This window comes from Hephaestia mangrovi (assembly GCF_019880555.1).
GTDB classification, from domain to species: Bacteria; Pseudomonadota; Alphaproteobacteria; order Sphingomonadales; family Sphingomonadaceae; genus Sphingomonas; species Sphingomonas mangrovi.
Genome location: NZ_JAINVU010000001.1, coordinates 563,377 through 576,638, shown reverse-complemented (window position 1 = coordinate 576,638; position 13,262 = coordinate 563,377). Strand labels below are relative to the sequence as shown.

8 protein-coding genes are annotated in these 13,262 nt (G+C 62.7%); 3 read left to right on the top strand and 5 right to left on the bottom strand.

All coding sequences use genetic code 11. The annotated features are described in order from the left end of the window. Positions 1 to 60: 60 nt before the first annotated feature. Positions 61 to 1,701, top strand: a complete 1,641-nt coding sequence (locus K7G81_RS02735) for a sialate O-acetylesterase (protein WP_255586568.1) — start codon at positions 61 to 63, stop codon at positions 1,699 to 1,701. Between the two features lie 9 nt (positions 1,702 to 1,710). Here K7G81_RS02735 and K7G81_RS02730 read toward each other — a convergent pair whose 3' ends face one another. After that, a complete protein-coding gene (locus tag K7G81_RS02730) occupies positions 1,711 to 3,252 on the bottom strand; it encodes a tryptophan halogenase family protein (RefSeq protein WP_223029487.1) in 1,542 nt (513 codons plus the stop codon). A gap of 63 nt (positions 3,253 to 3,315) precedes the next feature. After that, positions 3,316 to 6,360 (bottom strand): TonB-dependent receptor, encoded by a 3,045-nt coding sequence (locus K7G81_RS02725; protein WP_223029190.1) that lies wholly within the window; start codon positions 6,358 to 6,360, stop codon positions 3,316 to 3,318. Positions 6,361 to 6,663: 303 nt separating this feature from the next. On the opposite strand from K7G81_RS02725, the gene K7G81_RS02720 reads away from it, so the two are divergent. Further along, a complete protein-coding gene (locus K7G81_RS02720) occupies positions 6,664 to 7,353 on the top strand; it encodes a SapC family protein (RefSeq protein ID WP_223029189.1) in 690 nt (229 codons plus the stop codon). Further along, positions 7,346 to 8,365: a cupin-like domain-containing protein gene (locus K7G81_RS02715; protein WP_223029188.1), complete on the top strand. Its 1,020-nt coding sequence runs from the start codon at positions 7,346 to 7,348 to the stop codon at positions 8,363 to 8,365. The genes K7G81_RS02720 and K7G81_RS02715 overlap by 8 nt, the downstream gene beginning before the upstream one ends. Positions 8,366 to 8,606: 241 nt before the next feature. Here K7G81_RS02715 and guaA read toward each other — a convergent pair whose 3' ends face one another. From guaA to K7G81_RS02700, 3 genes are all read right to left on the bottom strand, one after another. Beyond that, positions 8,607 to 10,166 (bottom strand): glutamine-hydrolyzing GMP synthase, encoded by a 1,560-nt coding sequence (guaA, locus tag K7G81_RS02710; RefSeq protein WP_223029187.1) that lies wholly within the window; start codon positions 10,164 to 10,166, stop codon positions 8,607 to 8,609. Between the two features lie 53 nt (positions 10,167 to 10,219). Beyond that, positions 10,220 to 10,948 (bottom strand): hypothetical protein, encoded by a 729-nt coding sequence (locus K7G81_RS02705; RefSeq protein ID WP_223029186.1) that lies wholly within the window; start codon positions 10,946 to 10,948, stop codon positions 10,220 to 10,222. An 83-nt stretch (positions 10,949 to 11,031) separates the two neighbouring features. After that, complete coding sequence (locus K7G81_RS02700) at positions 11,032 to 13,095, bottom strand: prolyl oligopeptidase family serine peptidase (protein ID WP_223029185.1); 2,064 nt, start codon at positions 13,093 to 13,095, stop codon at positions 11,032 to 11,034. Positions 13,096 to 13,262: the final 167 nt, after the last annotated feature.

Sequence of the window (13,262 nt, the reverse complement as noted above, 5' to 3'; positions counted from 1 at the left end):
GGCGGCCCCTATACTCTAACCGCCAGCGCTGACGGTCGATCCGAGCATGCGCAGGACGTGATGATCGGCGATGTGTTTCTGTGCGCCGGACAATCGAACATGCAATTCCCGGTCGAAAGCGCCGACAATGCCCGCGAGGAGATCGCCGACGCCGATCACCCGGATCTTCGCGCGTTGACCATTCCGATGCATGCCAGCCCCAGCCCGCTCACCCGGTTCGCCGATCCGGTGAACTGGCAGGTGGTGTCCCCCGAGACGGTCGGTGCGCTGTCCGCGAGCTGCTATTTCTTCGTAAGAGACCTGGCGAACCATACACACGCGCCGGTGGGCATGGTGATCGCCGCCTGGGGCGGCAGCCGCCTGCGCGCATGGACCGGCGAGCCGGCATTGCGCGCCGCGGACCAATATGGTCATGCGCTCGATCTGCTCGATCAATATCGGTCCGATGCGCAGGCGGCCGAACGCGGCTGGGACGCCACTTGGGAAGCGTGGTGGCACGGTCTCGGCATCCCGGGCGGTGAGCCGTGGCAGCCATCCTATGACGCCAGCACCTGGAAGGTCGCGCCGAAGGCGCTCGGCCCCTGGGCGCTGTGGACGGGCTCATCACCCGATGGCTTTGTCGGTCAGATGTGGCTGCGCACCGAAGTAACGTTGACTGCGGCTCAGGCGAAACAGGCCGCGACCCTCGATCTCGGTGCGGTCAACGAGGAAGACGAAAGCTGGGTCAACGGCAATGGTGTCGGCGGCACGTCCGGCGCACGTGACGCCCGCCACGTTATTCCGGACGGCGTGCTGCACGCCGGCATCAACACGATCGTCACCAACATCTTCTGCAGCTGGCGCTATTGCGGCCTCAATGGCCCACCGGAAACGCGCGCCATTCGGTTCGCCGACGGCTCATCGGTGCCGTTGTCGCAGCCCTGGCGCTATGCCGAAATGCCCGCGCAGGATATTGCACCGCAATTGCCCTGGGGACCGGCGCACGGTGTGTCGGTGATCCGCAACGGCATGATCTCGCCGATCGGCGGCTATGCGTTCAAGGCGGCGCTCTGGTACCAGGGAGAGTCCGATATCCATTACGCGCCGCACTATCAGGCCGGCCTCACTGCGATGATGGCTGACTGGCGGCGATCGTTCGACGCCAGCCTGCCGTTCGTGATCGTGCAACTGCCCGATTTCGGCCCGCGCCCGACGCACCCGACCAATTCCGCCTTCGCCGACATTCGCGAAGCGCAACGGCGCGCGGCGATCGCCGACCCCAAGGCCGACTATATCGTCACCATCGACATCGGCGATCCCGACAGCATCCATCCGACCCACAAGCAGGCGGTCGGCGCCCGGTTGGCATCGGCCGTGCGTCGGCTGGCTTTCGGCGAGCCGACCGCGACAGGCCCGCGGCCTGCGGGGGCCACGCGCGATGGCAACGCCATTGAAATGCGCTTCGCCGATGTCGCCGATCGCCTGCTATCCTACAGCGGCAGCCCGACCGCGTTCGAGCTTTGCGGCGCTAGCGACGCATCGTGCCGCTTCGTCGACGCGCATATCAGCTCCAGCGATACCGTGACGATCGACGCCACCCAGTTCACCGGCCGCGCGACGCGTATCCGCTATTGTTGGGGCGACAGCCCGATCTGCACGGTGACTGATGGATCGAAGCTGCCGGCCAGCCCGTTCGAAGTGCCGATCCGTCCCGGCGGCTGAGCCGTCCGCTCAGACCGGCTGCAGCCCGTGCTCGTGAATTTTCTGGATAAGCTCGCGATGGCGCGGCAGGCCGGCGCGCATTCGCTCGGTCTGAACCGCGTTCTCGTGCATCGCCCGATCAGCAGCGCGCATCTCGCCGCGTAACGCCGCCGGCTCGACCGCGGTTTGGTAGCCCATGCCGTAGAGAACGTATTGGTAGCTTGCGGCCGGGAAGACTTCCTCGATGCGATCGAACTCGTCGTGGAACCAGGGCGATTGATAGCGCCACAGCAACAGCAGTTCCTGCAGCCGATCAGGGATCGTCTCGGGCCGAACATTGTCGCGCCAGAAGTCGCTGTCTGTGCGCTTGGTCAGCACGTAATGCAGCTTGAGGAAATCGATAATCCGGCCCCAGCGGTAATGCGTGGTGGCGTTGAAGCGCGAGGCGATCACGTCCATCACCTCGCGGCACGCCGGCATCTGCTCCGCGATCAGCTTGGCCGACAGCTCGATCAGCACGATCGCCGACGCTTCGAGCGGCTCTAGGAACCCGGCGGCCAGCCCGACCGCGACGCAATTACGCTTCCAGAACGTCTCGCGATGGCCGGCGCGGATCTTGAGCTTGCGTACCGACAGATCCTTGCCCGCCGGGCCGAGATAGGCGCGCAGCTCGCGCTCGGCATCGTCGTCGGCAATGTGGCTGCTCGAATAGACGTGGCCGATGCCGCGCCGCGTCGGCAGGCCGATGTCCCAGATCCAGCCCGCCGACTGCGCGGTCGAGATCGTCTGCGAGGCGATCGGGCTGATCTCGGAATCATAGGGCAAACGGACGGCGAGCGCGGTATCGCAGAACAGCACGTCGCTGCAATCGCGGAACGGCACGCCCAGCGCCTCGCCGATCAGCAGCGCCTTGAAGCCGGTGCAATCGACGAACAGATCGCCCTCGATCTCGCCCGCCTGTTCGGTGATGATGCTGCGGATGTCACCGCCCTCGGCCAGTTCCACCCGCTGCACGTCGGCGAGAACGTGGCGCACGCCCAACCGCTCACAGCAATGCTTTTGCAGGAACGCGCCGAGCTTGCCGGCATCGAGATGATAGGCATAGTTCGCCACCGCATCATATTCGGGCGTGGCGATCGTCTTGGGCGCGAGACCGGCATCGCACAGCCGCCCCTGCGGGCTCACCGCATCACAGAAACTGCGCCCGTCTCCCGCCGCCAGCCAGTGCGGCGCCAGATTGATCTGGTGAAAGCCCTGCGGCAGCATCAGCGGGTGGTAATATGCGTCATCGTCGGCGCCGGTGGTCCAGCGCGCGAAGCGGGCGCCCTGTTTGAATGCCGCATCGCATTCGCGGAAGAAGTCGGTCTCGGAAACGCCGATACGCGCCAGCGTCGTCCGCAGGGTCGGCCACGTCCCCTCCCCCACGCCGATCGTCGGGGTGTTAGGGGATTCGACCAGCGTCACCGTGAAGCCGGCCGGCATTCGATCACGATGCCTGGCCGCGATCAAGCCGGCGGTCAGCCAACCCGCGGTTCCCCCGCCGACAATCACGATATTTCGGATCGGCTGCATCATCGATCGAGCAAAGACAAATTGCCGGGGATGTCAACCACGACATCCCCGGCAGGGTGGAGGTCAGAAGTGGTAGCGGACACCTGCGGTAATCCGCCTGCCATAGCCATAGACGTCGAGCAGCTGGTTCTTGAAGCGACCATGAGTGCTCTGCGTCTCATTGAAGATGTTGGTCATGTCGAAGAATATGTTGACGGCCTTTGTCAACTGATAACTCGTACTGAAATCGACCTGGGTACTCGCGTTGACGAACGTTGGCTCCGATCCAAACTGCCCCGTGTTCTGCGTTTGGCCGAACTGGAGCAGATATTCGTCGCGCCAGTTGACCGCGACGCGAGCCTCCAATCCGTTCTTATCATAGAAGCCCACGAAATTCGCCGAGTTGGCAAGACCTGTAACGGCAAACCCGCTCTGGCTGATATCGGTGTTGTCATACGGCTTGTTCGTGTTGACGAAGGTGGCGTTGGCGTTGAAGCCGAACCCCGAATTGCCGAATACCTGCTGCCAGGCGAGTTCCACACCGCGCACGGTTGCCTTGGGGCCGTTGACTCGCTGCGACACCGCGAACTGCGCGAGCGTGCCGGTGCTGGGATCGATCAGGTCATTGATCGACTGGCGCTGCGTTCCCTGAACGATGAAGTTGTTGACACTCTTGAGGAAGAAATCGACCGACGCATAGGAATTACGCGCATAGAACCATTCGGCGGCCAAATCGAAATTATCCGCAAGATACGGCTTGAGCCTTGGACTGCCGCCGCTCGCCGTCAACGCGCCGATCCGCGGACCGACCGGAACGCTCAGCACGGGATTGAGGAAGTTGAGCGCCGGCCGCGTCAGCGTTCGCGACGCATCGAAACGCACATCGAGCCTGTCCGTGATGTCCAGCTTCATGTCGAGGCTGGGCAGCAGATAGGAGTAATTACTCTCCGTGGTGACCGGTTCCACGTCCGGCGAGAAAGAAACCGTCAACAATGTCGGGTCGTCTTTGTTCAGCGCGATACTCGTCGGTACCTGGCCGAGGCCGCTCGAGCGCACCTGCGTGATCTCTTCGCGGGCACCGGCGTTGAAGTGGAACCTCATGCTGCCGATGTCGGTGACGAAATTCGCCCTCACATAACCGGCCCACGTCTTCTCGGTAATATGCTGGACACTGCTCGGGCTCAGTTGGACGTCGAACGTGCCGTGGAAGTTGTTGAGCCCATTCCCTTTGTCGTCCGAGGCAGGATAATTGAAGCCCGGGATGTTCTGCTGATACGGATCACCCAGGCTCGACAGATAAGCCTGATATTCCGGGCCAGACAGGCGGATCAGATCAGGCGGTAGCGCACCGGAGAATCCAGGAATAAAGTTGTCGGTGCTTACTTTACCGTGGAACAGGTCCGACGGGATCGAGACCCCACCACCTCCCGAGGCCGGCCCGTAACCGGAATAAGCCTGCCAGAAATTATTCGTGAAGGTGTCGTACATTTTCAGATGGAAAGAATCGTCGACGTACGAACCGCCGATCTTCAACGAGAAATCGTCTTGCTTCCACTCGGCGCTCAGTCGAAATTGCTTGAGCGTATCGCTATTCCGCGGCGCCTGGTCCACGGCCACATGCGAGCCGATCACGGACTCGTCGCTCCAACGCGACGGATCGCCGAAAGCGCCGTAATCGTGCAGCACCGGAATGGTGTCGTTGCTGTTGCCCTTGATCGAGATGCCTAGCGCCGGTCCGATGCCAACGCCGCCATAACCGACATCGGCATCGGTGGTGCTGTAGCGGCCGTCCGGATCGAGTTCGCTCTTCGAATAGGCGCCATCCGCCTCGACATGAAGATGGTCGCCGATGTCCCATTTCATATTCAGCCCAACCTGGTTGCTGCGCTGATAGGTGCGGTCGGTCGCCGCGGTGAAGTCGGTCTGCGAGTTGGGCTGCGTGAAGTCCGTCGTTGTGCCGTTATCGTCCAGCACCACGTTGCGCATGTTGCCTTGGTTGAACCAGATGCCGAAGCCGAACGTTTCGGTGCGGATTTTCTGGTTCGAGTAATTGTCGTCTAGCGTGAACAGTAGATTGTCCGCGGGACGCCATTGCAGCGCGAGACGCGCATCTACGCGCTCGTCACGCGTATAGGATTGTTGCGCGCCATATTGCTGTTCGTACCAACCGACGACCGTCTGGCGGTTATTCGGGTCGGCGTAGGCGTCGTCGTCGGGGTTGCTCGTCGGCGAACAGGTCGTCGCCGTGCTGCCGGCAAGCTGACAGGGCGCATAATAGCCGCCGGGCCAGCCGTGGACGTACACATTATTGGTCTGCGTGTCATGGCGCGTATAGATGACGTCGGCGAGCACGCCGATCGTGTCGTTGGCGAACGTGTCACTGACCAGCCCGCCGACCACCGGCGTGATCTTGCCCGCATAGCCCTGCAGCGATCCGGCGGCAGATACCGCGGCATGAAAACCAGGCCTGTCCATCGGCTTCGGATAGGCGACGTTGAGCGTCGCGCCGATCGAACTGGAACTGAGCGATACATCCGGAGTCTTGAGCAACTGCAAGCTGCCGATGAATTCGGAGCCGACCGTGGTGAAATCGATCGAGCGACCGCCGGTGGCGCTGGAGATCTGCCGCCCGTCGATCAGCGTCGTGTTGAAATCACCGCCGAAGCCGCGCACGGTGATGCCGTTGGCCTCGCCCCGAACGCCCGAACGCTGGATCGACACGCCAGGCAGCCTCTGCAGCGACGCCGCCACGTTCGAATCCGGAAACTTGCCGATGTCCTCGGACGAGATCACGTCGACGACGCCAGGCGCCTCGCGTTTGGCGTCAAGGTTGCGCTGCAACGAGCCGATGATGCCGGTGACGATAATATCGTTCGACTGGTCTTGATCGGAGGGGAGCGCTACCTGCTGAGCAGCGGGAGCCGCGGGACCCGACTGCCCGCTCGTCTGATCCTGCGATACCGAGCCCGCCGCATCAGCCGCCGTGTTGACACTAACCTGGAGCGGCCGTGCCCAAGCGGGGGCGGCGACGGCCAGGGCGATCAGACTGGTTGCTCCGGCCAGGCGCCGACAATCGATCCTACGCGACCTAATTCGGTCGCCGATTTTATTTTCGATATCGCTATTCATATCCATCTCCCCTTGATTTTCTCGTCATCCCATTGCGCAAAGATGACGAGAAATTTGCTGTTAAATCTTTTATTTTTAGGGATTTAGATAAACCGCTGCGATGCGCGTCCTATCTGCACCCCCTCCTCAATGCCGCTTGCCCTTGTATTGAGCTTGAGCGGAGCTTACGAAAACAAGGTATCGCTATCAAGAAGAATTTGTCCGAGTTTAAACGCTACCGAAATTGGCCGGTGGGACACCGTAGAATCGACGGCAGCAAATAGCCCGGTTAGAAAGCGGCTGCAGGCCGCGGAGGGGAAAGCAGTGGCAACGATCGAATTGCTCAACGCAGGCGCTCACCGTGCGCTCGCGGTTCGGCCGCCCGACCTCGGCGACCGCCATTTCGTCCAGATCGTTGCCGGTGAATTCGCCGCTGCTGCGGCGCGATGCCCGGTGATCCTGTCGAAAAATCCCGAAAACGGCAAATTCTATGCCGGTGCGGTTCTTGGCTTCAAGACTGGCGAAAATTTGTTGCGCGACGGCCTGGCGTGGGCCGCCGGTTTTCGGCCGCTCGACGTCATTCGAGAGGGGTTCTTTATCGTCGACGACCAAATTGCGATCGACGTCGAACATCCGCGCTTCGGTACGGGTGACCCATTGTTCGATGATGATGGCGCGCCGGCCGAACGTCTCCGCGAGGTACAGCATGCTCTCGGCGCGTTCAAAGCCGGGCTTTCAGAAACGGACGCCTTTGTCGAAACCCTGGTCGCGCTTGGGCTCGTCGAGCCAATCGATATCGCGCTTCGATTTGACGATGGCGAGCGTATCTCGCTTGCCGGAATATATACGGTAAGCCTCGATGGATTGCGGGAGCTTGGTGATGCCGACGCGCTGATGCTGTTTCGCAAAGGCTGGTTACAGCTTGCCTATACGATGATCGGCTCGCTCAAACAGATTGGCGTGTTGGCGGCTCATCGCAATCGTGCGTTGGCAAGGGCGCCAGGGCATGGCTGACGGCCAACCCGTCCGAGAAATCTCAGCTGCTGCGCTGGCTGACGCAGTAGCCTTCGGGCATGCCGTCACTGAACCCGCCGAGCCAGTCATCATCAGAGGCCTTTGCACCGGATGGCCCGCTTACCGCGCAGCGGCGGAGTCCTGGGCCGTGCTGACGCGCTACCTGCTACGCTTTGACGTGGGTTCGACTGCGGAGGCCTTCGTCGGGGATACCGCCATCGCCGGCAGATATCATTATGGCGAGGGCCTAGAGGGCTTCAACTTCAAGCGCGAAATGCTGACTTTGAGCCAGGCCTTGGATCGCATCGATGCGGCCTGCGCCGATCGGGCAGCCTCCACGGTCTATATGGGGTCGTTGCCAGCCTCGGTCTTCGTGCCCGGCTTCGCCGAGGAAAATCGGCTGGCCCTGATCGATCGGTCGATTGAGCCGCGGCTATGGATCGGCAATGTTTCACACGTCGCGTGTCATTTCGACACCTATGACAATCTTGCCTGCGCGATAAGCGGCCCTCGGCGGTTTACATTGTACCCGCCCGAAGCGATCGGCGATCTCTACGTCGGTCCGCTTGATCATACCATGGCCGGGCAACCAGTGAGCCTGGCCGCAGGCAACACGGCGGACGATCCCCGCTATCCGCGCTTCGCGGCCGCGCGCAATCGCGCGCTGATCGCCGATCTCGCCCCGGGGGACGCGCTCTATCTGCCCAAATTATGGTGGCATCAGGTTCAGGCAACGGCTCCCCGCAACCTGATGGTCAACTTCTGGTGGGACGGCTTCGCGGCCGGCCCCGATGCGCCCTTCACCGCGATGATGCTGGCGATGATCACCATTGCCGAGAGGCCGGAAGCAGAGCGCGCCGCATGGCGGGCATTCTTCGACCATTATGTGTTCCGCCCGCGTGGCCACCCGCTGGCTCACCTGCCGCGTGAGAAGCACGGCATATTGGGTCCGCTGAAGAATAATTACGGCAGCGTCCGGGCGATGATAATGCAATTGCTGCGCGGGAGGTGACTCGCAGGAATTTACTCTCCTCGGAAAGAGGTAATTATATTACTTAAATCACTCTCGATCGCACTTCAAATATATTATGAACTTCCCGCCAAGGCGGATATATCAAGATAGTAATTTGAGATCGTCAAAAGCGAAGAAGGTTTGGCTGCGAGTTCGGTCTCGAGGCGGTGCAATTGGTCTGTGGGCGTGACATAACAATAACGGAATATCGCACTCGGATTTTACGCCGCAGCGCGCCCGATCATTCCCACTCAATCGTGCCCGGCGGCTTGGACGTATAGTCGTAGGTCACGCGGTTGATACCGCGGACTTCGTTGACGATGCGGGTCGCGACGCGTGGCAGGAAACCGCCGGGAAATTCGAAGGCCACCGCGGTCATGCCGTCGGTCGAAGTGACGGCCCGTAGCGCGAGCACCGAATCGTAAGTCCGCCCATCGCCCATCACGCCGACGCTGCGTACCGGCAGCAACACCGCAAAGGCCTGCCAGATGGCGTCGTACAGCCCGGCATTCCTGATCTCTTCCAGATAGATGGCGTCGGCTTTTCGCAGGATGTCACAGCGTTCCTTGGTCACCTCGCCGGGAATGCGGATGGCGAGACCGGGGCCGGGGAATGGATGGCGACCGACGAATATCTCGGGCAAGCCGAGCTCGCGGCCAAGCGCCCTCACCTCGTCTTTGAACAGGTCGCGCAGCGGCTCGACCAGCTTCATGTTCATCCGCTCGGGGAGGCCGCCGACATTGTGGTGGCTCTTAATCGTCACCGATGGTCCGCCGGTGAAACTGACGCTCTCGATCACATCGGGATAAAGCGTGCCCTGCGCGAGAAACTCGGCGCCGCCGATCTTTTTGGCTTCCTCTTCAAAGATATCGATGAAAGTCTTACCAATAAACTTGCGCTTCGCCTCGGGGTCGGTAACGCCGGCCAGGCCATTGAGGAACAGCGTTTCGGCGTTCACGTGAACGAGCGGGATATTGTAATGGCCACGGAACAGGCTGACGACCTGATCGGCCTCACCGGCGCGCATCAAGCCATGGTCGACAAACACGCAGGTCAACTGCTCGCCGATCGCTTCGTGGATCAGCACCGCCGCTACCGCCGAATCGACGCCGCCCGAAAGCCCGCAGATCACCCGCCCCTTGCCGACCTGCTGCCGGATCTCGGCAATCTTGGCGTCGCGGAATTCGGCCATGGTCCAGTCGCCCGAAAGCCCGCAGACATGGCGCGCGAAATTGGCGATCAGCCGCCCGCCGTCGGGCGTATGGACGACCTCGGGGTGGAACTGCATCGCGTAATAGCGCCGCGCATCGTCAGCGATCACCGCGAACGGCGCGCCGGGGCTCGAGGCGACGATGCGGAACCCCGGCGCGAGGTCGGTGACCTTGTCGCCGTGGCTCATCCACACCTGATGTTTCTCGCCCTCGCACCACAAGCCGTCGAACAGCTCGCAACCATCCTCGATGTCGATGAAGGCGTGGCCGAATTCACCCGAATCGCCGCGCGCGACCGCGCCGCCGAGCTGCGTCATCAACGCCTGCTGGCCGTAGCAGATGCCCAGTAGCGGCAGGCCCGAATCGAGAATGACCTGTGGGATGCGCGGGCTGCCCTCATCGACCACCGACGCGGGGCTGCCCGAGAGGATGACGCCCTTGGGCTTCAACCGCGCGAATGCTTCTTCCGCCGCGTTGAACGGAGCGATCTCGCTATAGACACCGGCTTCGCGAACGCGGCGAGCGATGAGTTGCGTGACCTGACTGCCGAAATCGACGATCAGGATATTGTCCTGGGCATGATCCACCATGCCTCAGCCGCATAGCAGATGCGCGGCCACGGGAAAGGGCGAATGTAGCGCGTTCAGTTGCCGAACTGAACGTCGTCGATCGCACCGTGGCGGATCGAGCAATAGAAAGCGCGGCCATCGGCGATCGCGCCGCTGACCATCCATTCGCCGTTGATCCCGTCGACGCGCGCGGCCCCGGCGCCCCCGCCGACCCGTGAGCGAACCGCGGCAAGGCAACCGCTCACTGCCTGGTTGCGATTGTCGATGCCGGTGGTCGCTGCGAAACCCGGCGTGGTATCCGGCTGGTTGAAGCTGTTCACGGTGCCCGGCGCCTGCGCCGGATGCGCGTCGAGCGCATCCTCATCCGCACTTGCAGGCGGCGCACCGGGATCGGCAGGCGTCGGGTTGCTGCGCCAGGTGCCCCAGCCGTCAGCTTCGTCGTGCGGCTCGGGCCGGGACGCAGCGGAATCGGGCGGAACGGCATCGCGGCTGGCAAAACCGCCATGATAGGAAGTCGAGCCCGAATCGGCGGATGACTGAGCGTCATTGCCGTCAGAATAGGAGCTGGTCGCGTCGTCCTGCGCCGATGCGTCGTCGTTCGACCAGCGGTCGCCAGAATCTCCGTCGCCTGGGCTGGCCTGATCGTCGCCGGCGGGCGACGCATCATAATCCTGTGGCGATTGTTGCCAGCCATCGTCGGCGGCGGCCGGCGGTGCCCAGCCCTGCTGCGCCCAGACCGGCGTCGATGCTGCCGACACTAGCGCGGCCGCCATCACCACGCTCCGGATCGACCAGCCTGCCATCACGCTTCTCCCATCAACTCGCCGCCTGAACGCACGGCGCGGCGATGCTGCTCCATCGCAACTGACCGGAGGCTGAACCTCCGTCAGCCGAGCTGCATCCCGGTCCATTGCGCGGCGAACGCCCACATGTCCGCCGCCTCGGCGATCGACTTGTCGGTCGGCTTGCCCGAACCGTGGCCGGCGCGGGTTTCAATGCGGATCAGGTGCGGCTTGTCGCCGGCCTTCGCGTGCTGGAGCGCGGCAATATATTTGAAGCTGTGGCCCGGGACAACGCGGTCGTCCGTATCGGCGGTGACGACGAGCACCGCCGGATAGGCCGCGCCGGGCTTGATATTGTGATAGGGCGAATAGGCACGAAGGATGCCGAACGCCGCCTCGTCGCCGGGCGAGCCATAATCGTCCACCCAATAGCGACCGGCGGTGAACTGATCGAAGCGCAGCATGTCCATCACGCCGACGATCGGGATCGCCGCGGCGAACAGGTCCGGCCGCTGGTTGACGACCGCGCCGACCAGCAGACCGCCGTTCGAGCCGCCCTGGATCGCGAGCTTCTCCGGTGTCGTGATGCCTTTCTCGATCAGGAACTCGGCCGCGGCGATGAAATCGTCGAAGCTGTTCTGCTTGTTGGCGAGGCGGCCGCCGTCGTGCCATTCCTTACCATATTCGCCGCCGCCGCGGATGTTGGCGACTGCGAATACGCCGCCGGCTTCCATCCACGCGATCCGGCTGGCAGCGAAGGCGGGCGGGACGGGGATGTTGAATCCGCCATAGCCGTAGAGCAGCGTCGGTGCGGGCTGTGGCGGCAAGTCCCGACGGCCGACGACGAACATCGGTACACGAGTGCCGTCCTTCGAGGTGAAGAACAATTGCTCGACCGCATAATCGGCGGGATCGAAGCCGACCTCCGGCGTGGCCCAGACGGTGCTTTCGCCGGTGGCGATATCGCAGCGATAGATCGAGGTCGGCGTGGCGAAACTGGTGAAGGCGTAGAAAGTCTCGGGATTGTCCTGATCGCCGGCCAGGCCGGACACCGAACCGATGCCGGGCAGCGCGACATCATCGAGCCGCTTGCCCTTGAGCGTGTAGCGGCGGACCTGGTTCTGCACGTCGTGCATATATTGCGCGACCAGCATGCCGCCGATGATTCCTGCACCCTCGAGCACCGCCTCGTCCTGCGGCACCACCTCGCGCTGCGCGCGGGTCGAGGAGGCGACGTCCATCGAGATGATGCGGCGGCGCGGGGCGTTCTGATCGGTGACGAAATAGAAGGTCGCGCCTTGGTTGCCGGCGAGGCTCCAGTGATGCTCCATGCCGCGCGCGATGATCCGCTTGGTCATCTTCGGTGAGGTGAGGTCGATCAGCGTCAGTTCGTAGCGCTCGTCGGTGCCCTCGGACGAAGAGATCAGCAGCCAGTTGCCATCGTCGGTGATCTCGGCGACGTGGTTCAGGCGTGGACGATCGTTGGTCGCATAGACTTGCAAATCGGCCGACTGGTCATCGCCGAGACGATGAAAATAGATCGCGTGGTGGAGATTGAGCTGCTGGAAGGCGGCGCCTTCAGCGGGCTCCGGAAAGCGCGAATAGAAGAAGCCGGTGCCGTTCTTCGCCCAGGCGAAGCTGGAGAATTTCACCCATTGCACCGTATCGCGTTCGACCTCGCCGGTGGCGACATCGAGCACCTTGACGGTGCGCCAGTCGGCGCCGCCTTCCTGCACGGTGTAGAGCAGCTTGGCACCGTCTTCGGACGGCAGCCACTCGCCAAGCGCGGTGGCGCCGTCATCCGACCACGTATTGGGGTCGATCAGCGCCCGCCCCTCGCCGTTCAGCGTCTCGCGAACGTAGAGCACCGCCTGGTTCTGCAGACCGCTGTTGTGCATGTAGAAATAGCGGCCGCCCTTGCGCTCGGGCACGCCGAACCGTTCGAAATCGAACAATTCGGTGATCCGCGCCTTGAACCGGTCGCGGCCGGGAAGCGTGGCGAGATAAGCGTCGGTGACAGCATTCTCCGCTTTCACCCAGTCGGCGACGCGGGGATCGCTGCGGACATCGTTTTCGAGCCAGCGATAGGGATCGGCGATGGTGACGCCGTGGCGGGTATCGACGGCATCCTCGCGGGCAGTGTCCGGGTAATCGAGCTTTTCGGTCATTCCTTCACTTCCACTGCATCCCGTTCATGCCGCGCTTGTCGAAGCGCCGCCTACCCAGTCCGCCGACAAGCAAGAACAGCCTTCGGACGAGACCGGAACGAACGGAGAAGAGGTGATTCACCAAACGGCGCCGACTCGCAAACGAAAAGGGGCCGCTCCGGTGCTGC

Excerpts from the sequence above, each read along its gene's own strand:
- K7G81_RS02700 (WP_223029185.1), bottom strand. The coding sequence starts at position 13,095 with ATGACCGAAAAGCTCGATTACCCGGACACTGCCCGCGAGGATGCCGTC.
- K7G81_RS02705 (WP_223029186.1), bottom strand. The coding sequence starts at position 10,948 with ATGGCAGGCTGGTCGATCCGGAGCGTGGTGATGGCGGCCGCGCTAGTG.
- K7G81_RS02725 (WP_223029190.1), bottom strand. The coding sequence starts at position 6,360 with ATGAATAGCGATATCGAAAATAAAATCGGCGACCGAATTAGGTCGCGT.
- K7G81_RS02730 (WP_223029487.1), bottom strand. The coding sequence starts at position 3,252 with ATGCAGCCGATCCGAAATATCGTGATTGTCGGCGGGGGAACCGCGGGT.
- guaA (WP_223029187.1), bottom strand. The coding sequence starts at position 10,166 with ATGGTGGATCATGCCCAGGACAATATCCTGATCGTCGATTTCGGCAGT.
- K7G81_RS02735 (WP_255586568.1), top strand. The coding sequence starts at position 61 with ATGATCGGCGATGTGTTTCTGTGCGCCGGACAATCGAACATGCAATTC.
- K7G81_RS02715 (WP_223029188.1), top strand. The coding sequence starts at position 7,346 with ATGGCTGACGGCCAACCCGTCCGAGAAATCTCAGCTGCTGCGCTGGCT.